Consider the following 20,878-nt stretch of genomic DNA (forward strand, 5'->3'; position numbering starts at 1 on the left):
GCTTCCTTAGTATTTCTTTTATTTATAGGAATATTCTTCTTTTTAATTTATTGAAAGACCTCAGTAGCTGTTATTATAGTAAGATAGTTGAAGGAAATAAAACTTACCAACAAGTCAGTTGTATGATAACTGATATGAATAAAACTAAGTTTTTCTATTACTTTAAATAATTTGACAATTGGTGTTATTCTTACTATTATGGAAACATAAGTTTTACATATATTGCTAGAGTTCAGCAACACATTCTAGCAGCACTATAAGTAAGGAGCTTACGATGAAGCACATTGTCCAAGCAACAGATCATCCTAGAACGAAAGAGACGTTAAAAGAAGATTTACGCAGGTTAGGCATCACACAAGGGATGACTATCATGGTTCATTCTTCGCTATCTTCATTAGGGTGGGTAAACGGAGGTTCAGTAGCCGTTGTTCAAGCTTTAATGGAGACAGTGACAGAGGAAGGAACGATCGTTATGCCGTCACAGTCGGTCGATCTTTCGGATCCATCAGAATGGGGCAATCCCGCTGTGCCAAAAGAGTGGTGGGAAACTATTCGGGAAACGATGCCTGCATATGATTCAGCCCACACCCCAACAAGCGGGATGGGACAAATCGTGGAAACTTTTCGAACATATCCTGGCGTAAGAAGAAGCAGCCATCCAATGTATTCATTCGCCGCTTGGGGAAAGGACAGCGAAGACATCTTAAGAGATCATTCCCTTGAATTTAGTTTAGGCGAAAATTCTCCTCTTGAAAGGCTTTACAAAAAACATGCCTTTGTTTTATTATTAGGTGTCGGGTTTGGGAATAATACTTCTTTTCATCTAGCAGAATATCGGATTCCATATCGAAACGTGATTCAAAAAGGATCTCCAGTTATAGATTCAGGAAAGCGAGTATGGAAGACGTATAAAGAATTAGAGTTTCGAGAAGGGCTGTTTGAAGAGATAGGTGAAGCGTTTATTGAAGCAAAAGGAATAAAAGCTGAAAAAATTGGTTCAGCACGTGCATACTTCTTTTCAATGCCTAAAGCCGTCGATTTTGCTGAAACGTATTTGAAAGCGCTATAGTGAGCGGTTGTATGTTTTCTAAGTTGTCTGTATATCAGACAACTTGAAGTGAGACAAACAAGAGTTGCTGACACGTCTAGACTTTATATTAACAAAGCGCAGCAGTGGTTTAAGCAAGATAGTTTACTTTTTATGTTTCTTGTTTCATAATGGCACTTGTCTGTGAATTTATTCAGTCAGGTTGTCTTACAATTATGGAGATAAAAAGCAAGTGTTAAATAAATTCATTAAAAAATTTAAATGTATAGAAAAAAAGGAGAGAATACAATTATGTCACTACGTGATCAAGCACTACATATGCATCAAGAAAAACAAGGTAAGTTAGAAGTTAAATCAAAAGTTGAAGTTCAAAACGCTCAAGATTTAAGCTTAGCTTACTCTCCGGGAGTAGCAGAACCTTGTAAAGAAATTCATGAACATCCAGAAACGGTGTATGATTACACAATGAAAGGAAACATGGTCGGCGTTGTGACAAATGGTACGGCTGTCCTTGGCCTTGGAAACATCGGACCTGCAGCTTCACTTCCTGTTATGGAAGGAAAAGCAATTTTATTTAAAAGTTTTGCAGGCGTAGACGCATTCCCAATTGCACTTGATACAACAGATACAGATAAAATTGTTGAAACTGTGAAATTAATGGCTCACACATTCGGAGGCATTAACTTAGAAGATATTGCAGCTCCACAGTGCTTTGAAATTGAAGAGCGCTTGAAAAAAGAAGTAGATATTCCTGTATTCCATGATGATCAGCACGGTACAGCAATCGTAACGGTAGCAGGACTTGTAAATGCATTAAAAATTGTAAACAAATCAATGGAAGACTTAAAAATCGTCTTAAACGGAGCAGGAGCTGCCGGCATTGCCATTACAAAGCTTCTTTATTCTTACGGCGTACGTGACATGATCATGTGTGATACGAGAGGTGCTATTTATGAAGGCCGCCCTCAAGGTATGAACAAAGTGAAAGCTGAAGTTGCTTCTTACACAAACGTAAACAAAGAAAGCGGTACGCTAAGCGATGTAATTAAAGGCGCAGATGTATTTATCGGCGTATCTGCAGCAGATGCATTATCTCAAGAGATGGTTAAATCAATGAATGAAGATGCAATTATCTTTGCGATGGCAAATCCTAATCCCGAAATCAAGCCAGACGCTGCAAAAGAAGCAGGAGCGGCTGTTATTGGAACAGGTCGTTCAGACTTCCCTAACCAAGTAAATAACGTTCTTGCATTCCCTGGAATTTTCCGCGGTGCGTTAGACGTTCGCGCTACTCATATTAACGAAGAAATGAAAAAAGCTGCTGTTGAAGCAATTGCAGCCCTTATTACAGAAGAAGAGCTAAACGCAGATTACGTGATCCCTGGACCATTTGATCCTCGCGTAGCGCCAGCTGTAGCAGAGTCTGTAGCAAAAGCAGCAATGGATTCAGGCGTTGCCCGTATTACAATTGATCCAGCACGTGTAAAAACACATACAGAACAATTAACAAAAATCGAAAACTAATAACGGATAAAAAAGCCCTTTGAAACGCTGTTTCAAAGGGCTTTTAGGTTAAAGACCTGCTGTAACCCCAGTGAAATCTAAACGTAACACCATTTCATCTCCTATATGATGTACAATAAAGAGAAAAGAACCCAGGTTTTGTATCATAAAGGGAGGAACCAAGATGTACACCGTATTTTCAACATTTAATGTACCGGATGAAAAAGCTGAAGAAGTGATTGGAATTTATAAAAATCGTTCAAAATCAGTCGACGAGGCTCCAGGATTTGTAGACTTTCTACTTCTTCAAAACGATAAGCGAGCAGGGGAGCTCACCGTTCAGCTTACATTTGATACGAAAGAGAATTATTTAAGCTGGGTACGAAGCGAAGATTTCAAGCGTATTCATGATTTAGAGAAAAAGTACCCTGATCAAGAACTGGCAGCCGTCATCCCAAAAGTTTCTCAGTACAAAGTGGTGGCACGATGAGTTCACTTCCCGTTAATAAGATCGTCGAAAGAGTAACGGAGAAAATCTACGAGTTAGAACCTTCTTTGCTCGAAAAATTCGGAGAGCGCGGCAAAGAAAGATGCCATGAAGATAATCATTATCATATGAAGTATCTTGAGACAACATATAAGTTAGACAATCTGCAAATTTTTACGGACTATGCCTTATGGTTAAACAATTTACTCACAAGCCGAGGCATGAAAACACAGCATATTATTGATAATTTTAATTTTATACAAGAAGCGCTGTTTGAACTAGATAATTACGGTGATAAACAAGTACAGGCGTATGTCACTTATTTAGAAGAAGCAAATCATATATTGAAGCAACAGCAGCTTTAAAAAGAAGCTAGGACAAAAGTGTTTTAGTTGAAAGAAAATCCGAACGGGTTTGATTCTTGATAAAGAATTCAACCCGTTCGGATTTTTTCATTGGTAGGGTGAGCGTAGGTTTCCTGGATGTCGTTATGTTTCACTTTTTTGTTTTACATATGTATAAAGGTGGAAATAAAAAAGAAAAAGGAGAATACATATGCAAAAACAGCTAACAAAAGGAATCCTGTCCTTAGTCACTCTCTGTATGATTGGAAGTGCGGCAGCCTGTTCAGGTGAACCGGCTAACAAGACAAAATCAGACAATCATAAAGCAGAGGAAAAACCAATTGAAGATCGTCAAGAATTGACAAAGCTACAGCAGTATTCGAGCGACCCAGACATTAAAAAGGGGAAAGAAGAAGATTTTGACTTGATCGGTACGTTAAAAAAAGACGCTGAAAAAGAAATGACGCTGAATATTGATGATCAACTTGTTAAAGTACCAAAGAGCTCTGGGATGGAAGTGGAAGGCTCACAGCTAAAAGATATGCTTAATAAAGAAGTAGAAGCTGAGATTGACGCAGCTACACAAGAAGCAATTAGTATTGAATTAACTCCAAAAGCAAAAGCAGATAAAGATGGCGTGTACGAACAAGATGGAAACGAACGTAAAGTTGTGGGTATTTTTATAGAAGAAAGTAACAAACATATAACGGTAAAAGTTCCAAACGGCAAAAAAACGTATCAAAAAAGCACAGATTTTGAAAAAGAAGAAAAAGGCAGTTTAAAAGAAAAGACGGTATACCTTGAAATCAACTCAGCTAACGAAGTAGAAAGTATAGAAAAAGAAGACCGTGAATAAATAAAGCTACAGTTCTTCTTTCCCTCCTTGCTCTCTTGACTTTTCGAACTGTCTCACTTAACGTTACAGTAGAGAAAGAAAAAAGGTGGTTTATGGAAGATGAACAGTGAATTTACCATTGCCGTGCACAGCTTAGTGTTCCTAGCAAATTTACCAGATCACCGAGCAAGCAGTGAATCGATTGCTTATAATATCTGTACCAATCCTGCACGGGTTCGGAAAACAATGAGTACACTCAGAAAAAACAACTTGGTTCGGACAAAAGAAGGGCTAGGCGGCGGTTATACTTTAGGCTGCAGCCCTGCTGAAATAAGTCTTGGGCTGATTTACCGAGTTATATCGACAGGAACGTTGAAGCCTCACTGGTGCAGCGGCGACCCTGACGCTGACTGTATTGTGAAATCAAACATTCAAACAGTGATGGACGACATTTTTACAGAAAGTGAGCAAAGCGTAATCAGGCATCTAGATCAAATTACGATCGAAGACGTGCTGAAAAAAGTTAGAACTGCTCACTAAGAAGCACCTTGCTTATGCAAGGTGCTTTTGTTATGACTCTTTGGAAGCTGCTGTTTCATTCACTGCTGCTTTTAAGTCATCATTTACTTTTCTTCCATTCTCTAAATACTCTGTTTTGAAGCCGCTTTTTAAAGCCCATGTGTAGAAGAGAAGAGAAACAACAACAATAATCCCCATATCCCATCCATATTTAATAACATTAAGACCGCCAAACTTTTCGCTTCCAAGCCATGAAATAGTCATCATACAAAGTAAGTATACAACCATCCATACGCCGCCTTTGAAGTTCTGTCGAAAGCCTTTCCATTTAGCCTTTGCTTGATAATAAAAATAAATAGGAAGGCCGATTAAAATAATAAACAAAACTTGTCCAGTTAGCGGCCAGCGCGCCCAATATAGCGTTAAAGAAGCAAAAATAAAACCAAGCGGCGCAATGATGCTTAATCCCTTTAAACGAAGGGGACGATATAAATCGCTGCCAGTTCGTCTTAGCGTCATAACCGTAACAGGACCTGTAATGTAAGAGATAAGCGTAGCGACTGAAATAATTTCAGCAAGCACGCCCCAGCCCCGAAATAAAAACAAAAAGACAAGAGCAACAGCTAAGTTAAAAAACATGGCTTGACGCGGAACACCATAAATCGGATGAAGGCGTCCTAGGACACTTGGCAAATATTTATTTTGTTCCATACCATAAATCATTCGAGCAGTAGTAGCTGTATACGTAATACCTGTTCCAGATGGTGAAACAAACGCATCTGCATACAGGACAATGACAAGCCAGTTAATGTTAAGGGCAATGGCTAAATCTGCAAACGGAGAGTTAAAGTTTAAATGACTCCATCCCTTCGCAATATCAGAAGGATTTACAGCCCCGATAAATGCAATTTGTAGAAGCAAATAAATGACTGTAGCAACTAAAATTGAGCCTACTACCGCAATCGGAATAGAACGGCCCGGATTTTTTGCTTCTCCCGCCATATTAATAGGGCTTTGAAAACCGTTAAAAGCAAACACAATCCCAGACGTAGCAACTGCTGTAAGCACGCTAGCCCAGCCGTTTGGTGCGATGCTGCTTCCAGAAGTGAAGTTCTCGCCGTGAAAGCCTACAAATAAAAGTGCTCCGATTGTAAGTCCCGGTATAACAATTTTAAAAATAGTAATTAACGAGTTGGCTTTGGAAAATAGTCCAACTGTCCAATAATTCAGTAAAAAGTAAATAATCAATAGCACAGTAGCGATAGCTAATCCTTCGCCAGTTAACGTTCCTTTTTCTACGAGGTGGCTTGTCCACTGTGCCCACTTCCAAGGCCACGAACTCATATACTGTACAGAAGCTACTGCTTCGACTGGAATAACGGATACAATCGCAATCCAGTTTGCCCAAGCAGCAATAAAACCAATAAACGAACCGTGTGAGTACTGCGTATACTTGACCATCCCGCCGGCTTCGGGAAACATGGATCCTAATTCACTGTAAGAAAGTGCAATAAATAAAATAACGACCATTCCAATGACCCATGATAAAATAGCAGCCGGCCCTGCAATTTGAGCTGCTCGCCACGCTCCAAATAACCAGCCGGAACCAATAATTGATCCAAGTCCCGTCATGGTTAACGCGAATGTTCCCATTCTTCGATGTAAATTGTTCATCTGACTAACACCTTTCATGTAAAATAAGTCTTTCGTTTAAACGTTGTTGCTTTATTATTATTATTCTGAAATCTTTAGCTGTCAACTTTTGTCGTTACATGCAGTTCTTAATACCTATTGATTTCCAGTTATGCAGGACAGCTATCCTCAACCTTTCTGTCATAGCAATTAAAGCGCTTTACTTTCTTTTTCATCCTACAAGAAACCCTACAGAAATAGATAAAAACCGACAAAAAGTTATCAAGTTCGTATCTTATGCACTAGCAATATGAAAAAATTAGGGGATAAGTGGTAGTTATATTCCCTAAAATTGTGAAGAGAAAACACACTTCATAATAAAGCCCCTTTTGAATAGCGGAATAAATACCTTCAAAAGGGGTAAGAATTGGCTTTTTGAGCCTTTATCTTTCTTGATGTTTATACTCGAGTAATTTTACGACGTTTTCTACATCATTTTCAGCAGAAAGGTCGTTGATATTCACTTTGTAAATAAGCGTATCCGTTGCAAAGAATTCATCTTCTCCCTCAGGTTTTACTTTCAAGTTTAAGATTTTTACCCGCACAATATGAGTGAACTTACCGCCTTTACCTGGCTGTATTTCACCCATTTGTATTCCGATATCATCTTTTTTAATCGGGCGAACTTTTACTTTTTTATGCTGTTTACCGTACACCTTCTCATAATGAGAAGTAATATCTTGATGTACCCAAGGTTCAAGAGATTGATAAATAAAATCTTTTACAACAGGCTGACTTACGTGTGATTCTATATTTTCTTCTGGTATATTTTCTTCTGCGGAAATGGAAAGCGTAAAACAAAAAAAGACAAATGCTGCTAAAAACAAAAATTTTCCCACGAAAAAACCCACCTTACCTGTTCGTTTATGTAGCTGATTTTCTAAATCTGCATCTTTATCTTTTGAACAAAGGCATGAAGGTATGCACAGTTTTTTGTGAAATTCACCTGATTAAAAACCAATTTCGTTTAAATAAAATATGTTCTAAATAATTGATTGAAAATTCAAACGCGGTTTACGTACAAAAATAGCCAAGTGCGCCTTTACATAGGGACACTTGGCTATTTTCATGAATATTTTATGCTGCTGGTTTCTTATTGCCTTTAAAAATAAAATAAAGAGCTAATAACATAAATGCTACACCAATCCAGCGGGATAGATCAAAGGGTACTTCTTTGCTTCCAAACCAGCCAAAATGGTCGATAATCATACTTGCAAATAACTGACCGATAACAGTTGAAATATTAGCTGCTGTTACGCCAATTTTAGGAACGGCTAAAACGGTTAGAAACAAATAAGATGCTCCGAATAAAGCGCAAGTAAGCTGCCATTTAGGGACATCAAAAACAGAGAGAATGTTTCCTTGTCCAAAGAAGACCACGACAATCGTTAAAATCATGGCACCTGTTGCAAAGGTTAAAAAAGCTGTTTCAAACGTACCTGTTTTTTTACTTAAAGTACCGTTAATAGAAGACTGAGCGCTTAGCGTTAATCCTCCTATTAAGGTAAGTATCACCATCAATAAACTCATTGTAAAACCCTCCTAGAAAATAAGTACAAGCGCAATTCCCATACATACAATAGCCATTACGCGTTCTTTGTTAATTTTAATTTTGCTGCTGCCAAGCCAACCAAAATGCTCAATGATCATGCTTGTAATCATTTGGCCCACAATAACCGCAACCATTGAAACGCCAATTCCGATAAAGGGGATACTAATCACTAGAATCGTTAAATAAACCGTACCTAATAATCCACCGGTTAAATTCCACTTAGGCGCTTTTAAGACGTAAGGTAAATCTCCCTTTCCAGCAAATAAAGTGGTCAGACCTAAAATGAGCGTTCCCATGATAAAAATATAATAACTGCTTTCAAGTTTTCCAACTGTTTTTCCGAGTTCTCCGGCAATGGCGCCTTCCATACTTAAAGCAGCGCCGCCTAAAACCGCAACTAAATAAACCAACAACTTCACGTTTATCACTCCAATATTTCTTTATATTTGTATATCTAGAAAAATAGATATAATGAGTGAAAAAAACTCGTTAAAGTTTTTTTCGTAAGAATGAAGAAAGCTCTTGAAGCGTCTCTTCGTTTCGGCGATAGTATGTCCATTGACCGTGCCGAATTGACTCTAACAAACCTGCTTTTTGCATCATGGAAAGATAGCTGGATACTGTTGACTGAGACAGCTGAGCTTTTTCTTGAATATCTCCCACGCAAACACCGCCTCTGCTGCTGACCTCCTTAGGCAAATGTGCTTGTTTGTCTTTAAAATGCTTTTCAGGTTCTTTTAACCACTCTAATATATTTAATCGAGTTTCATTAGATAATGCTTTAAAGATATCAATAGGTTTCATACTTATTATTTTATTCGTCACAGCTCAGATGTCAAATGTTCAAGTTTGCATTTTATAGCTAAATAACTAGCAATGGGTTGAATTATAACAGCTGTGAACAAAAAGTCAACTTATAATAGGGTATAAAGAAGAACGTTTTATCCAGCTGCTTTTCTATTTATATAAGTAGAAAGTATCTTATTTTTGTGAGTAGAACAGATGACATATCCCTTATTTTTTAAGGGATAGTTTAGTAAAATAGAAAAAAGTGAATAACAAAAGAAGCTAGTCTATTTACTCAGGGGGAGGGCTGCATATGCAAGGGAAAACAAAACAAGTGCGCTTTCGTAATATGGTAGCGTATGGATTTGGGGATTTGTTTGGCGGAGGATCCTTTTTTATTATCGGCACATTATTTATGGTTTTTTTAACGGATGTAGCCGGGCTTTCTCCTGTAGAAGCAGGAACGATTGTAGCTCTTGGAAAAGTGTGGGATGCTTTGTTAGATCCAACCATTGGGTACATATCTGATCATCTTCAGACAAAAAAAGGACGAAGAAGAGTCTTTTTTCTTTTTGGAATCATTCCAGTTGCCATCACGTTCAGTATGCTGTGGATTCCTATTGAAGGCTCACATATGTTTAAATACTCCTATTTTATCTTAGCCTATCTTTTATTCAACACGGCGTTTGGTATGGTGATGGTTCCTTACAACACGCTAGCAGCAGAAATGACGACAGATTATAGTATTCGTTCGAAAATGACGGGAATACGCATGGTCTTTTCACAAGGGGCTTCATTTTTAGGTGCTTTTTTCCCGAAACGAATCATTGATGCGTTTCCAGGTGGACAAGGATATTTAATCATGGGCATTATCTTTGGTCTTCTTTTTGCTCTTCCATGGATTTTTGTCTACAAGGGAACATGGGATAGCGGAGAAGTAGTGGAACGAAAAAAGAAAAACGGATTTTGGTTAGAATTTAAGCAGCTGTTTATCAGTTTTGGAAGTGCATTTAAAAACAAGTCGTTTAACGTGTACCTTGCCATGTATTTAGCATCTTACATTGCAATGGATGTATTTAATGCTCTTTTCTTTTATTTTATTGCCTATTACATGCTGCGCGAAGCGATCTATGCAGATACCCTGAGCTTTGTGCAAATTACACAAGTGCTATTTATTCCTCTTGTTACGTACATAGCCATTAAGTTAGGAAATAAATTAACCTATAACTTCAGCATGGTCATTTGGGGAACGGGCATTATTTTATTCAGTTTCCTAACAACAGATAGCTCGTTAGTTCTTATTTACTTAGCGGCATTTTTTTTAGGAAGCGGTCATTCGGGAGCGATCATGATTCCATGGAATGTACTGCCATTTGTATCAGATGTAGATGAGATGATTACGACAAAAAGACGAGAAGGCGTGTATGCAGGGCTGATGTCATTTATTCGAAAATCGTCTCAGGCGCTTGCGATTTTTCTTGTTGGTATTGCCTTAAAGAATATTGGCTATGTACCAAATGCCGAGCAGTCAGCGTCTACGCTAGCCGGCTTACAAAAGCTGTTCATGATTGTACCTGCTATTTTAATTCTCATGGGAATTATAGCAACCATATGGTTTAAAATAAGTCCGAAAAATCACAAAATTTTATTAGCTGAAATTGAAAGAAGAAAAAAGGGGGGGCCGGCGACCGCCGTTACTCCTGAAGCGAAAGCGGTTTGTGAAAGTTTAACGGGCTATAAATACGAACAGCTTTGGAAAGACGTAACCATTTCAAAAGAAATTCGAGATAAAACGGTTGTTTAGCCTTTAGATTCACGAAAAAAAGTAAAATTTTTAGCGCGAGGATTCGCTAATTATATCCAATAAGAAACTTCCTCTGACGTATTGCCTTTTAACAACAATAGAAATTCTCCTGCCTATCGACTCATTTTTTAGGTGAATTTTAGAAAGGAAGAATTTCTTGCCATCAAAGATGTGCAATTTGGCACGTCTTGATAGGGTGGATTGTACAATTTATAATGAAACTATAAACTAACCACAGGCGCTTTCAAGGCGCAGGTATAAATTAGAAAAAAGGAAGGTACAGTTTATGCCAATTCGATATGTTTGTCCACAATGCCAAGGAGCCGGTAAGAAATTTGGATTGATAAAGTGCAAAGTGTGCAACGGCGAAGGAAACATCATCATGTCTTCTAATGAGCCAGATCCAACTAAAAATAAAAAATTAAAATCATCTTCTAAACAAGATAAAGCAATGTAGGCTATTGCTAATAAAGGTATGTATGAACCCCGCTTTTCTACAAAAAAGCGGGGTTTTCTGCTAGACAGACGAACGCTTTTCTTATGATACAATAAAATAATAGATAGGGAACCGAAAGAAGGGGGAAATAGATGGAATACACCGCAAAACAATTTACGCCGCAGTTAGAAAAGCATATACATAAGGTTGAAAGGTCTATGCAAGAACTTCTTAAATCCATATATGAACAATATAAAGAAGCTTTTGAAAAAAAGGGGATGGAGATCTCTGTAGATGTGATCCGTGAAGGGGAAAATCCTTTTCACCCTGGTTATCACGCCACTATTCAAGTGGGTATTTTAGAAAAAGATGAGTTTTTAGATGGTCTTTTTATTCCTATCTGGCACTGTGTACGCACATTTTTGGGCATTCGTTCTTCGAAGAAGCTCCCAGGTAGCAAGATAACCGGAGAGCTGATGGAAGAAACAGAAGAGGAAATAACAAAAGAAGTAGTAGCCTATTTAGACATGCAGCTAGAAGATTAGAAGCAACCTGCTTCTAATCTTCTTTAAATTGAAGAAGGTGCAGTTTCTTTTTCAATTTGTCTTTTAGCACGAATAAAGGCCGTCAGCTGCTGAATTTCTTCTTGAGATAGTTCCGCACCGTCGACCGTAATTCTATGAGTCTGAGGCGATGTTAATTCGATGGGTGCATCTGAAGGAGAATGAGGTTCCTTTTCCTTACCTAGCAAGTAGTCTGTTGATGTATCAAATAGTTCTGCGATTGTAACGAGTGCTTCAAGAGAAGGACGACGATAGCCAGATTCGTATCCTGCGTAGGTGCTTTTAGCAATTTCAAGCTGGTCAGCTGTATATTGAAGAGACCATTTTTTTTCTTTCCTGAGTTGAGCTAATCTGCTTAACATTCATGACGCTCCTTTGTAGGTGTAGTATGTAAAAAACCGAGGCATTCAGCTCGCGCGCAGATCTTTGGAATCAAACCGTGAGCTAATTTACATTTTTATTCATTATATCATTGCCGTAGAGAAAAGTGTACGCGAAACGAATAATTTTTCTCTTGATTTATTGAATTTGGGTTACTATAATTACAGGTGAAGTACGCGAAATGAATATAATTTATTTGATAGATTGTCAGGTTTTTTTACAGAAATTAAGCAAAGGGGATGTCGGTTTTGAAAAAACTATTATTGTTATCAACTGGCGGAACGGTCGCTTCACTTGAAGGTGAAAATGGACTTGTTCCTGGAATGGAGCCAGATCAATTACTAAGCTACATACCTGATTTAAATGAACATTGTCAAATTGACAGCAAATCTCTTATGAATCTTGATAGTACAAATATGCAGCCTGAATGTTGGATAGAGATGGCAAAAGCGATTGAAGAGCATTATAATGAATACGATGGTTTTGTTATTACCCATGGAACAGATACAATGGCCTACACATCGGCAGCTCTTTCTTACATGCTTCAGCATTCTAAAAAACCAATTGCAATTACAGGATCTCAAATTCCTATTTCATTTAGTAAAACGGACGCGAAGCGCAATATTGCAGATGCGATTCGCTTTGCATGTGAGGAAACAGGCGGAGTCTATGTAGTCTTTGACGGTCGTGTGATTCAAGGCACAAGAGCAATTAAGCTTCGTACAAAAAGTTATGATGCATTTGAAAGCATTAACTATCCATACGTGGCGTCTATCCATGATAATACGGTGGAATATACAAAATCGGTTGGCTCTAGTAAAGAAGAGTTGACGGTTAATACATCTCTTTGTACGGATGTGGCAGTTGTCAAACTGTTTCCCGGAATTAAGCCTGAATTTTTCGATGGATTAAAAGATGTATATCAAGGCGTTGTTGTTGAAAGCTATGGAAGTGGAGGAATTCCATTTCAAGTTCGCAATATTTTAGCCAAGCTTGTTGAATTGACAAATCACGGTGTATCCGTTGTCATTACTACTCAGTGCCTTGAAGAAGGAGAAGACATGGGCATTTATGAAGTAGGCCGAATGATTAATCATGACAGCGTCGTTCGCTCAAAAAACATGAACACAGAAGCCATTGTTCCTAAATTAATGTGGGTGCTCGGACAAACCAAAGACCCTCACCAAGTGAAAAAGATGATGGAAACGTCGATTGCAGAAGATATTAATTAAAAAAGAAAGCAGGTACAGCTATGAAACAAGAAACAGCAGGATATCGTACAGAAGCTGATTTTCTAGGAGAAAAACAAATTCCAGCAGACGTATACTACGGTGTACAAACCGCACGTGCCGTAGAAAATTTCCCGATTACGGGTTATAAAGTACATGAAGAAATGATTAAAGCGCTTGCTATCGTAAAAAAAGCGGCAGCGCTTGCAAATATGGATACAAAGCGCTTATATGAAGGTATTGGAAATGCGATTGTGCAAGCAGCTGATGAAATCTTAGCAGGTCAGTGGCATGAATACTTTATTGTGGATCCTATTCAAGGCGGAGCAGGAACGTCAATGAATATGAATGCTAATGAAGTGATTGCAAACCGTGCCCTTGAAATTATGGGAGACAATAAAGGCGAATACGGTAAATTAAGTCCTAACAGCCATGTGAATATGTCTCAATCAACAAATGATGTATTTCCAACGGCTATCCATATTTCAACGCTGAACTTATTAAATAAACTTCTTGTTACAATGAATGATATGCATGATGTATTTAAACGAAAAGCGCAAGAATTTGATCATGTAATTAAAATGGGCCGTACGCATCTTCAAGATGCTGTACCCGTTCGTCTTGGTCAAGAGTTTGAAGCATACAGCCGCGTGTTAGCTCGCGACATTAAGCGTATTAGCGCGACGCGTGACCACTTGCATGAAGTAAATATGGGAGCGACAGCTGTTGGAACAGGCTTAAATGCAGATCCTCGCTATATTGAAAATGTAGTCAAACACTTAGCCGATATCAGCGGTCTGCCGCTTGTACATGCAGAGCATTTAGTGGACGCTACTCAAAATACAGATGCTTATACAGAAGTATCTGCGGCGCTTAAAATCTGTATGACGAATATGTCTAAAATTGCCAATGACCTGCGTTTAATGGCATCTGGCCCCCGTGCAGGCCTAGGTGAAATTAGCCTTCCTGCTCGTCAGCCTGGTTCTTCAATCATGCCAGGAAAAGTAAATCCGGTTATGGCTGAATTAATAAATCAAATTGCGTTTCAAGTAATGGGAAATGACCAAACGATCTCTCTTGCTTCAGAAGCAGGTCAGATGGAGCTTAACGTCATGGAACCTGTGCTTGTATTTAATTTACTTCAATCAATCAGCATCATGAACAACGGTTTCAGAAGCTTTACAGATCACTGTCTAGCAGGAATTGAAGCAAACGAAACGCGGATGAAAGAATATGTAGAAAAAAGCGTAGGGATTATTACAGCTGTTAACCCTCACTTAGGCTATGAAGTCGTATCGCGTATTGCGCGTGAAGCGATTTTAACAGGAAAACCAATTCGTGAGCTTTGCCTTCAATACGATGTGTTAACAGAAGAGGAATTAGATCTCATTTTAAATCCATTTGAAATGACGAACCCTGGTATTGCAGGAAGTTCATTATTTGATCGTCAATAAAGAGAACGGCTTCCATAAGGAGGCCGTTTTTTTTTATAAAGACATTTGCTGAATGACGCGGCGCATTTTCTGAGCTGTTGCAGCCAAGACGTCATCATTTTCAGCATATTCGGGAATTTGCGTATAAAAATCTCCGAAACACTCCTCTTTATATCTCGGAACGATGTGCATGTGAAAATGAGTTAACTCGTTAAACATACCCCCGTTTTGAGAGAGAGTAACTCCGTCTGGAATAAAAATCGTCTTAACTGCTTTTGTCATTAGCTTCGCTGCATTCATCACGGCCAATATGTGTTCAGTATCGAATTCGTCGATTTCCACTATATGTGCTTTAGGAAGAATTAAGAGGTGTCCTTCGTTAAACGGCTTGTGGTCTAGCAGGCACGTCACAAACGAATCTTCAAATATCATATGCGATTTTTCTTGGTTATTTGCTAATCGACACCCTAAGCAATCTATACTTGGATTCCCCATCATATGTTCTCTCCTTTTTTAAGATAACTAAAGTGTAGCATGAGAGGTGTCAGGAGGAATAGATTGAAATATACACAGTTGTTTTTTCGCTTAGTAAAGAGAGCACTGGTATATGACCTGGGCTCTTTGGTTCGTTCTTTTTATTTATAGGCTTTGCTGCTTTATCTAAAATTTACCATGGTTTTAATTGTAAAATAAATATCTTTACAGTATAATGACAGTGTAACAGTTAACTGTAACTGAAAAGGGGGGATTGTTTGAAAACATATACAGGCAAGCAAATTACGGAATTATTAAACAATGAAGGTGCGGACTTGAACCTGCGTACGGTGCGGTATTACACGCAAATAGAAATTGTTCCTCCGCTGGAGCTAGTGGGAAATAAGCGCGTCTATACAGATCAGCATGTTCATTACTTTCGAGCCGCTTTAACATTATCAAAAGCAGGGGAGTCACTAGCTTCCATTCAAGAAACGCTGCGTTCAATGAGTGTGGAAGAAGTGAAAAGTATAGGTGCGCAGCTCCCTCTTTACCAAAGCAAACAAATTCAAAATCAAGAAATGCATCAAGTCAATGAAGATGTGTTTGTCGCTATGAATCGGAAGTTATCAGCAGACGTACGGCAAAAAGTAATTGAGTCTGTTACTCACATTTTAAAGGAGCATTCATCGCATGATTAAATTAGCGGTGGCAAAATCAGTAATGGAAAAAGAAGAAGGAATGAACCACCTATGTATTACATTTGAACGATCGCAAATAAAAGTTAAAAACATCACGATTGATATTCAGCTGCCCGAAGGTTTGTTCAAAACAAGAAACTTAAATGGGTACTGTGAAAACCCACAAGGACAAATCGAAGTAAAACATATTGACGATGAACCTTTATTAATAGAGCTCTACACGGAAGAGACCGTTTTATATCCACAGGCAGAGATTGCAGTTGCGGTGACTTACCGCGATGAACACTTGCATATACAGCAAGAAAGACATTCTCTAATGATTAAATTTACCGATGAAGATTTGATAGGGGATTCATTTTTAAATCAAGAAGTCAGTGCAAAAGTAAAAAAATTTGCTCGTATTAATTCAGTGGAAAGAGGCGGTCACATGAACTTAACTCCCTATGTAGTAGAACAAACAAGTAAAGGAGAGCGTGCCTATGACATTTATTCAAGGCTGTTGCTCGACCGAGTGATTATGCTCACAGGTGAAGTTACGGATGAGGTGGCTACTAGCATTATCGCTCAGCTTTTATTTTTAGATGCAGAAAACCCAGAAAAAGATATTAGCATTTATATTAATTCACCGGGAGGGTCCATTACAGCGGGCATGGCTATTTTTGATACGATGCAGCTTATACGTGCAGATGTAAGTACATTGTGTATAGGGCTAGCAGCATCTATGGGTTCAGTTTTACTAGCGGGCGGTCAAAAAGGGAAACGTTTTGCTCTTCCTAACAGCGAAGTGATGATTCATCAGCCGCTAGGAGGAGCAAAAGGACAAGCAGCTGAAATTGAAATTCGAGCGAAGCGTATTTTGCGCTTAAAAGACCACCTAAATGAACTTCTGTCTGAACGAACAGGACAATCGCTGTCAACGATTAATAAAGACACTGATCGAGATACATTCTTTACAGCGGATGAAGCAAAAGAATATGGCTTGATTGATCAAATTTTAGTTCATCAATAAGGAGGATACCATGTGGAAAAGTCAAATCGTTACTCAGTAGAATATGAATGGGGAAACGTGATTTATTACCAAGAAGTAGAAGCAATGACGATACACGAAGCAAAAGAATACGTTCAACATACAAAAGTAAACGCCGCTATTCGCGCTGTTCATGTCATAGAAGATGTCGAATCGTAACGAAAAACTGGATCCTTTCGGGGATTCAGTTTTTTTGAGCAAATGAAGCAGGGATTTATAGGAAGAAAAGAGAATGCAAAAAGAGATTTAAAAACGAGCAGCTGGTAGCATCATTCAGCAAGAACATCTCATTTCAATTACAAAAAGAAAGGTAGATGTAAATGAAAAAAGTATGGTCTGGATTAGTAGTTCTCATTGCTATTTGTTGGGTGATAACAGGATGTCAGCAAAGCAGTGCTTCAAGCGGTACTGTTGAACAAAAGCTCGTAATCGAAAAATACATAGCCGATAATCAATATGGCCATGCGGTTAAAATGAAAGACCAAAATCAAGTGCAGAAAGTGCAGCAGTGGTTAAAAGATGTATCCTGGAGAGAAGAAAAAGCTGAAATGATTCGAAAACCTAACTACATTCTTCACTTTGAACCGGTAGAAACCAAAAAGGATATAAAGGTACAATCTTATCGGATGTGGGTCAACTTAGACAACGAAACCGTTGAATTAGCTACAGATACACACTACGCACAGTTAAAGGGCAAACAAGCAAGGTCATTTATTGAACTAGTAGAACCGAAATAGAAAGCAGCTATAAAACAATGTCCAATGAAAGCTGAAATTTGTTCATATTGAAGCTATCTTCACCGATATGCTTGAGGATCTCGAAGGGACAGAGCTACTCATTACTAACGCGCTTGATATGAGGATGTAGAAATATTAAATGTCAGAGGTGACAAGCAGCAATTATTAAATGTAGCCATAAAGAATTACACTTACAGGTAGGTCCATTATTAAAACATTTTGCTATAAGAAGTAAGGGAAAAAGAGAAATCAAGACGCTGATTTCTCTTTTTTATTTAGGCGTGTCGATGATTATTATTTCCGCGCATTTTGCGTAAAACAAAACTCACAATTAAAACTAAAATAACAGCACCAATAATTGCAGGAACAATTGCGAATCCGCCGATCTCTGGACCGAAATCTCCAAAAATTAGAGAGCCTAACCATGCTCCAATGAACCCAGCGATGATGTTTCCGATAATTCCACCTGGAACATCTCGTCCTGTTAACACACCAGCAAGCCAGCCGATAAGTCCTCCAACAATAAGCGTCCAAATAAATGACATATACCTAACCTCCTTTTTATAGGGAATTCCTTTTCAGTCTTTCCTAAAACACATTTTGTCATGCGACATGCTTGCTGCAAACCCTTTTGCATTTTTTCATCTATTTATCATATATGCTAAAATAGTCTAACTTCAAATTGAAATGTTATGTATGAGAATTCACTGTGAAAGTAACGATAAAACGAAAGAGAGAAGTTCAGCTTATGTACGTTTTAGACTAAATTTAGCTCATTCTATTCGCAAAAAAGGACATCCGGTTTATTTTTAAAAGCTTTTTCCCTTAGTTTTACTTTTTTCAACAGTATTTGTGATATCATTTTAAGTAAACAAATTCTTAACGGGAGAACAATATGGAGTCATTATTATTAGATAAAAAGCTTAAACACATTACGAATTTAATTCTAGAAAAAAAAGAAGAGTTCTCAAAACAAAAACAAGATGAAGACAAAGATATTCAACAACAGTTAGAACCGTGGCGCGTTCATTTAATTAAAATATACGCTGATTCTGTATCAACAAATGATACGAAAAACTTTGAAGTGCTTGAGGAATGGGGAAGAGAAGTAGCGAATTTACTCGTTACTCTTCAGCTTCCGTTAGATGTAGCATTAGAAGAAATCAGTTATTACCGAAATATTATCGGGGAAATTATTAAAGAAGAAGCAAAAGCTGAAACGTTTACGTTTGATGCCTTCTATCAAGTTATTTCTCGTTTCAACTTAGTAGTGGACAAGGCTGTGCACTGGGTTAGTAAATCGTATATGACCGACTTTGCAAACAAAATTCAATCGGCTCGCTATGCAATTGATGAACTTTCAATTCCTGTGGTACGCATTACGAAAGAAATTGGCGTGATTCCTCTTGTTGGCGATTTAGATACAAATCGTGCTCAAATTTTAATGGAAAATGCCCTTCAGCACGGCAGCGAGTACAAGCTAAATTGGCTGATTATTGATTTATACGCAGTTCCAATTATTGATACGATGGTAGCGGACCAAATTTTCAAAGTAATCGGTGCTTTAAAATTATTAGGAATTCAAGTAGTTTTAAGCGGTATCCGTGCTGAAATTGCTCAGACGATGGTGAACTTAGGGTTAGATTTGGCTGATATTACAACTTTCAGTAGCCTTCACCAAGCAGTGGAATATGTTAATCAAGCGGACTAATATAAAACAAAAGCCCATGAGTATGTAACCATATCATGGGCTTCTATTGATAGAAGAAAATTTGAAGTTTATTTAATAAAGCATCTAATGATTGACTAACTTGAAGTGTGTTAGGACTTGTCATTCCTTCACGGACAGCCGTTTGAATCATCAACGTTCGTGTCTGTTCGATCTCTTCTATTAGTATTTGGTGCATAGATTTGTCTTTTTGATGGGTTGAAAGCAGCATGTTAATTCCTCTTTTTTATAGTGATTATGGTTAAATTAACATTAATAGGTTTATTTTTCAATATTATGAAATTAAAAATAGTAAATTTCAAGAATTTTTCATATGAAAAAAGAACCTCTTTTTCAGCAGAGGTTCTTTTTCTAATATAATAATTTATTATGCATGTTTATGACTACCACGCATTTTTCTCATAATGAAACTTACGATTAATACTAAAATGATTGATCCGATAATGGCAGGAATAATAGCAAATCCACCTACAACTGGTCCGAAGCTTCCAAAGATAGCTGAACCTAACCAAGAACCTATAAAACCAGCAATAATGTTACCAATAATACCTCCTGGAACGTCTCTTCCCGTAATTAATCCGGCAAGCCACCCAATAATACCACCTACAATAAGTGCCCATAAAAATGACATAAATATCATCCTCCTTTTTAATGATGTATTGCTTATATAGGTTAGTACCCCACTTAAAAGAAAACTATTCATAGAATAACAAAAAAATTAAAAAAACTTGGAAAAGGACTTAAGAACTGGGATAGAGTCATAGAAAATAGACTAACTAGTATATAATAGAAAAAGGAACATAATTTAGAAGAGAAAGGAGACATGAAGTGAAAATAAAAAATCAAAGCGATATAGTAGAACAACACTTGATTCAGCACTGGATGTATTTTCAGCATACGAAGAAATCTGTGAAGGTGGATACACCAGAAATGAAATGGATTTCTGCATCTCCTTATAATCGCGGTATATATGCAGGAACCCGTCATATTGAGCCTGCGTTAGAGATATGTTCTTCGGAAGGGGAAGAACCTCTATGGATTGTTGGTCCATCTTCATATGATAACCTTGGGCCAGTTCTTCATAAAAATGGATTTGTTCCTTATGAAAAATGGATCGGAATGATTCAGCACATTCAAGAAAAAGAATACGTACACACAAGAGTAGAAGAGTTTCAATGTAAGCGAGTGCACACAGAAGCTGAATTGAAAGAATGGATTACGGTATACATAGATGGCTATCAAAAACCAAAAGAATATCAAGCTGACTTTCTTGAAAGGTTTAGGGAGCTTATGCAGCACACTGACCAATATCACTTATATTTGGGTCTTTATCATAACCGGCCAGCTGTAGCTGGGTCTCTCTTTTTTTATGACGGTACAGCGGGTTTGTACTGTATCACTACAGCTAGACATATGAGGAGAAAAGGCCTGGCTACCGCCTATTTGAAGGAAGTTCTTACTGAAGCAAAAAAACAGGCAGATACGTGTATTTTGCATGCTACAAGTGCAGGAAAGCCAGCCTATGAAAAACTTGGTTTTACAGCGGTTAACGAATTTGATGTATACAGATGGAGAAATAGAGATGGAAAATAATGTGC

Annotated in this window: 27 protein-coding genes; 17 read left to right on the top strand and 10 right to left on the bottom strand. The window is 37.9% G+C overall.

From position 1 onward, the window contains the following. Positions 1–274: 274 nt before the first annotated feature. The 6 genes from ACXAE4_RS12105 to ACXAE4_RS12130 all read left to right on the top strand — a co-directional run bounded on the left by ACXAE4_RS12105 (position 275) and on the right by ACXAE4_RS12130 (position 4,757). Complete coding sequence (locus ACXAE4_RS12105) at positions 275–1,069, top strand: AAC(3) family N-acetyltransferase (RefSeq protein ID WP_289578009.1); 795 nt, start codon at positions 275–277, stop codon at positions 1,067–1,069. 270 nt (positions 1,070–1,339) lie between these two features. Then, positions 1,340–2,572: an NADP-dependent malic enzyme gene (ystJ, locus tag ACXAE4_RS12110; RefSeq protein WP_014459372.1), complete on the top strand. Its 1,233-nt coding sequence runs from the start codon at positions 1,340–1,342 to the stop codon at positions 2,570–2,572. A gap of 163 nt (positions 2,573–2,735) precedes the next feature. Further along, the gene (locus ACXAE4_RS12115) at positions 2,736–3,041 is read left to right on the top strand and encodes an antibiotic biosynthesis monooxygenase family protein (protein WP_013057785.1); all 306 of its coding nucleotides are present in this window, start codon (positions 2,736–2,738) and stop codon (positions 3,039–3,041) included. Beyond that, the gene (locus ACXAE4_RS12120; protein ID WP_025751140.1) at positions 3,038–3,403 is read left to right on the top strand and encodes a hypothetical protein; all 366 of its coding nucleotides are present in this window, start codon (positions 3,038–3,040) and stop codon (positions 3,401–3,403) included. The genes ACXAE4_RS12115 and ACXAE4_RS12120 overlap by 4 nt, the downstream gene beginning before the upstream one ends. A 190-nt stretch (positions 3,404–3,593) precedes the next feature. Further along, positions 3,594–4,238, top strand: a complete 645-nt coding sequence (locus ACXAE4_RS12125; protein ID WP_047750525.1) for a hypothetical protein — start codon at positions 3,594–3,596, stop codon at positions 4,236–4,238. Positions 4,239–4,337: 99 nt separating this feature from the next. Beyond that, entirely contained in the window at positions 4,338–4,757 is a 420-nt protein-coding gene (locus ACXAE4_RS12130; protein WP_028414393.1) for an Rrf2 family transcriptional regulator, read from the top strand. Positions 4,758–4,787: 30 nt separating this feature from the next. Here the strand turns inward: ACXAE4_RS12130 and ACXAE4_RS12135 are convergent, their stop codons facing one another. From ACXAE4_RS12135 to ACXAE4_RS12155, 5 genes are all read right to left on the bottom strand, one after another. After that, positions 4,788–6,410, bottom strand: coding sequence for an APC family permease (locus tag ACXAE4_RS12135; RefSeq protein ID WP_028414392.1), 1,623 nt, complete (start codon positions 6,408–6,410; stop codon positions 4,788–4,790). 401 nt (positions 6,411–6,811) lie between these two features. Continuing rightward, positions 6,812–7,267, bottom strand: coding sequence for a hypothetical protein (locus tag ACXAE4_RS12140; RefSeq protein WP_028414391.1), 456 nt, complete (start codon positions 7,265–7,267; stop codon positions 6,812–6,814). Positions 7,268–7,505: 238 nt separating this feature from the next. Further along, positions 7,506–7,958, bottom strand: coding sequence for a DMT family transporter (locus tag ACXAE4_RS12145; protein WP_228307320.1), 453 nt, complete (start codon positions 7,956–7,958; stop codon positions 7,506–7,508). Positions 7,959–7,970: 12 nt separating this feature from the next. Beyond that, the gene (locus tag ACXAE4_RS12150; protein ID WP_028409192.1) at positions 7,971–8,399 is read right to left on the bottom strand and encodes a DMT family transporter; all 429 of its coding nucleotides are present in this window, start codon (positions 8,397–8,399) and stop codon (positions 7,971–7,973) included. 70 nt (positions 8,400–8,469) lie between these two features. After that, positions 8,470–8,784, bottom strand: coding sequence for an ArsR/SmtB family transcription factor (locus tag ACXAE4_RS12155; protein WP_013083854.1), 315 nt, complete (start codon positions 8,782–8,784; stop codon positions 8,470–8,472). Between the two features lie 295 nt (positions 8,785–9,079). Between ACXAE4_RS12155 and ACXAE4_RS12160 the strand changes: the two genes are divergently transcribed. The 3 genes from ACXAE4_RS12160 (at position 9,080) to ACXAE4_RS12170 (ending at position 11,551) form a co-directional block, all read left to right on the top strand. After that, positions 9,080–10,570: an MFS transporter gene (locus ACXAE4_RS12160; protein ID WP_289578007.1), complete on the top strand. Its 1,491-nt coding sequence runs from the start codon at positions 9,080–9,082 to the stop codon at positions 10,568–10,570. A gap of 286 nt (positions 10,571–10,856) precedes the next feature. Continuing rightward, complete coding sequence (locus ACXAE4_RS12165; protein ID WP_013083852.1) at positions 10,857–11,027, top strand: hypothetical protein; 171 nt, start codon at positions 10,857–10,859, stop codon at positions 11,025–11,027. 131 nt (positions 11,028–11,158) lie between these two features. Then, positions 11,159–11,551 carry a hypothetical protein gene (locus ACXAE4_RS12170; RefSeq protein WP_028414388.1) on the top strand — a complete coding sequence of 131 codons (393 nt, stop codon included), beginning with the start codon at positions 11,159–11,161 and terminating at the stop codon, positions 11,549–11,551. 23 nt (positions 11,552–11,574) lie between these two features. Here ACXAE4_RS12170 and ACXAE4_RS12175 read toward each other — a convergent pair whose 3' ends face one another. Next, positions 11,575–11,931, bottom strand: a complete 357-nt coding sequence (locus tag ACXAE4_RS12175) for a helix-turn-helix domain-containing protein (RefSeq protein ID WP_028414387.1) — start codon at positions 11,929–11,931, stop codon at positions 11,575–11,577. Between the two features lie 267 nt (positions 11,932–12,198). Here ACXAE4_RS12175 and ACXAE4_RS12180 point away from each other — a divergent pair, with 267 nt between their 5' ends. After that, complete coding sequence (locus ACXAE4_RS12180; protein ID WP_028414386.1) at positions 12,199–13,182, top strand: asparaginase; 984 nt, start codon at positions 12,199–12,201, stop codon at positions 13,180–13,182. 20 nt (positions 13,183–13,202) lie between these two features. After that, complete coding sequence (aspA, locus tag ACXAE4_RS12185) at positions 13,203–14,633, top strand: aspartate ammonia-lyase (RefSeq protein WP_014459383.1); 1,431 nt, start codon at positions 13,203–13,205, stop codon at positions 14,631–14,633. A gap of 33 nt (positions 14,634–14,666) precedes the next feature. Here the strand turns inward: aspA and ACXAE4_RS12190 are convergent, their stop codons facing one another. Further along, entirely contained in the window at positions 14,667–15,110 is a 444-nt protein-coding gene (locus ACXAE4_RS12190; protein WP_434738968.1) for an HIT family protein, read from the bottom strand. A 254-nt stretch (positions 15,111–15,364) separates the two neighbouring features. Here ACXAE4_RS12190 and ACXAE4_RS12195 point away from each other — a divergent pair, with 254 nt between their 5' ends. The 4 genes from ACXAE4_RS12195 (at position 15,365) to ACXAE4_RS12210 (ending at position 17,551) form a co-directional block, all read left to right on the top strand. Beyond that, on the top strand, positions 15,365–15,787 hold the full coding sequence (locus ACXAE4_RS12195; RefSeq protein WP_289578004.1) for a MerR family transcriptional regulator: 423 nt from the start codon (positions 15,365–15,367) through the stop codon (positions 15,785–15,787). 427 nt (positions 15,788–16,214) lie between these two features. Beyond that, positions 16,215–16,796, top strand: a complete 582-nt coding sequence (gene clpP, locus ACXAE4_RS12200; RefSeq protein WP_028414383.1) for an ATP-dependent Clp endopeptidase proteolytic subunit ClpP — start codon at positions 16,215–16,217, stop codon at positions 16,794–16,796. A 12-nt stretch (positions 16,797–16,808) separates the two neighbouring features. Beyond that, complete coding sequence (locus ACXAE4_RS12205; RefSeq protein WP_165573521.1) at positions 16,809–16,973, top strand: hypothetical protein; 165 nt, start codon at positions 16,809–16,811, stop codon at positions 16,971–16,973. Positions 16,974–17,134: 161 nt separating this feature from the next. Beyond that, positions 17,135–17,551 carry a YhfM domain-containing protein gene (locus ACXAE4_RS12210; protein ID WP_028414382.1) on the top strand — a complete coding sequence of 139 codons (417 nt, stop codon included), beginning with the start codon at positions 17,135–17,137 and terminating at the stop codon, positions 17,549–17,551. 275 nt (positions 17,552–17,826) lie between these two features. Here the strand turns inward: ACXAE4_RS12210 and ACXAE4_RS12215 are convergent, their stop codons facing one another. Then, positions 17,827–18,096 (bottom strand): GlsB/YeaQ/YmgE family stress response membrane protein, encoded by a 270-nt coding sequence (locus tag ACXAE4_RS12215; RefSeq protein WP_013083843.1) that lies wholly within the window; start codon positions 18,094–18,096, stop codon positions 17,827–17,829. Between the two features lie 350 nt (positions 18,097–18,446). Here ACXAE4_RS12215 and ACXAE4_RS12220 point away from each other — a divergent pair, with 350 nt between their 5' ends. Continuing rightward, complete coding sequence (locus ACXAE4_RS12220) at positions 18,447–19,262, top strand: STAS domain-containing protein (protein WP_028414381.1); 816 nt, start codon at positions 18,447–18,449, stop codon at positions 19,260–19,262. Between the two features lie 43 nt (positions 19,263–19,305). Here ACXAE4_RS12220 and ACXAE4_RS12225 read toward each other — a convergent pair whose 3' ends face one another. Together ACXAE4_RS12225 and ACXAE4_RS12230 are read right to left on the bottom strand one after the other, a co-directional pair. Beyond that, positions 19,306–19,491 carry an aspartyl-phosphate phosphatase Spo0E family protein gene (locus ACXAE4_RS12225; protein WP_099331122.1) on the bottom strand — a complete coding sequence of 62 codons (186 nt, stop codon included), beginning with the start codon at positions 19,489–19,491 and terminating at the stop codon, positions 19,306–19,308. Between the two features lie 156 nt (positions 19,492–19,647). Further along, positions 19,648–19,911: a GlsB/YeaQ/YmgE family stress response membrane protein gene (locus ACXAE4_RS12230; RefSeq protein WP_013083841.1), complete on the bottom strand. Its 264-nt coding sequence runs from the start codon at positions 19,909–19,911 to the stop codon at positions 19,648–19,650. A 197-nt stretch (positions 19,912–20,108) separates the two neighbouring features. On the opposite strand from ACXAE4_RS12230, the gene ACXAE4_RS12235 reads away from it, so the two are divergent. Further along, positions 20,109–20,873, top strand: coding sequence for a GNAT family N-acetyltransferase (locus ACXAE4_RS12235; RefSeq protein ID WP_289578001.1), 765 nt, complete (start codon positions 20,109–20,111; stop codon positions 20,871–20,873). The last annotated feature ends 5 nt before the right edge of the window (positions 20,874–20,878 follow it).

It is taken from the genome of Priestia sp. ABM2_011, assembly GCF_056158845.1.

Bases quoted from the DNA above. Each gene is read 5' to 3' on its own strand.
- ACXAE4_RS12230 (WP_013083841.1), bottom strand. From the start codon at position 19,911: ATGTCATTTTTATGGGCACTTATTGTAGGTGGTATTATTGGGTGGCTT.
- ACXAE4_RS12215 (WP_013083843.1), bottom strand. From the start codon at position 18,096: ATGTCATTTATTTGGACGCTTATTGTTGGAGGACTTATCGGCTGGCTT.
- ACXAE4_RS12165 (WP_013083852.1), top strand. From the start codon at position 10,857: ATGCCAATTCGATATGTTTGTCCACAATGCCAAGGAGCCGGTAAGAAA.
- ACXAE4_RS12220 (WP_028414381.1), top strand. From the start codon at position 18,447: ATGGAGTCATTATTATTAGATAAAAAGCTTAAACACATTACGAATTTA.
- ACXAE4_RS12130 (WP_028414393.1), top strand. From the start codon at position 4,338: ATGAACAGTGAATTTACCATTGCCGTGCACAGCTTAGTGTTCCTAGCA.
- clpP (WP_028414383.1), top strand. From the start codon at position 16,215: ATGAACTTAACTCCCTATGTAGTAGAACAAACAAGTAAAGGAGAGCGT.
- ACXAE4_RS12120 (WP_025751140.1), top strand. From the start codon at position 3,038: ATGAGTTCACTTCCCGTTAATAAGATCGTCGAAAGAGTAACGGAGAAA.
- ystJ (WP_014459372.1), top strand. From the start codon at position 1,340: ATGTCACTACGTGATCAAGCACTACATATGCATCAAGAAAAACAAGGT.
- ACXAE4_RS12170 (WP_028414388.1), top strand. From the start codon at position 11,159: ATGGAATACACCGCAAAACAATTTACGCCGCAGTTAGAAAAGCATATA.
- ACXAE4_RS12115 (WP_013057785.1), top strand. From the start codon at position 2,736: ATGTACACCGTATTTTCAACATTTAATGTACCGGATGAAAAAGCTGAA.
- ACXAE4_RS12175 (WP_028414387.1), bottom strand. From the start codon at position 11,931: ATGTTAAGCAGATTAGCTCAACTCAGGAAAGAAAAAAAATGGTCTCTT.
- ACXAE4_RS12225 (WP_099331122.1), bottom strand. From the start codon at position 19,491: ATGCTGCTTTCAACCCATCAAAAAGACAAATCTATGCACCAAATACTA.
- aspA (WP_014459383.1), top strand. From the start codon at position 13,203: ATGAAACAAGAAACAGCAGGATATCGTACAGAAGCTGATTTTCTAGGA.
- ACXAE4_RS12105 (WP_289578009.1), top strand. From the start codon at position 275: ATGAAGCACATTGTCCAAGCAACAGATCATCCTAGAACGAAAGAGACG.
- ACXAE4_RS12155 (WP_013083854.1), bottom strand. From the start codon at position 8,784: ATGAAACCTATTGATATCTTTAAAGCATTATCTAATGAAACTCGATTA.
- ACXAE4_RS12210 (WP_028414382.1), top strand. From the start codon at position 17,135: ATGAAAAAAGTATGGTCTGGATTAGTAGTTCTCATTGCTATTTGTTGG.
- ACXAE4_RS12145 (WP_228307320.1), bottom strand. From the start codon at position 7,958: ATGAGTTTATTGATGGTGATACTTACCTTAATAGGAGGATTAACGCTA.
- ACXAE4_RS12160 (WP_289578007.1), top strand. From the start codon at position 9,080: ATGCAAGGGAAAACAAAACAAGTGCGCTTTCGTAATATGGTAGCGTAT.
- ACXAE4_RS12125 (WP_047750525.1), top strand. From the start codon at position 3,594: ATGCAAAAACAGCTAACAAAAGGAATCCTGTCCTTAGTCACTCTCTGT.
- ACXAE4_RS12135 (WP_028414392.1), bottom strand. From the start codon at position 6,410: ATGAACAATTTACATCGAAGAATGGGAACATTCGCGTTAACCATGACG.
- ACXAE4_RS12190 (WP_434738968.1), bottom strand. From the start codon at position 15,110: ATGATGGGGAATCCAAGTATAGATTGCTTAGGGTGTCGATTAGCAAAT.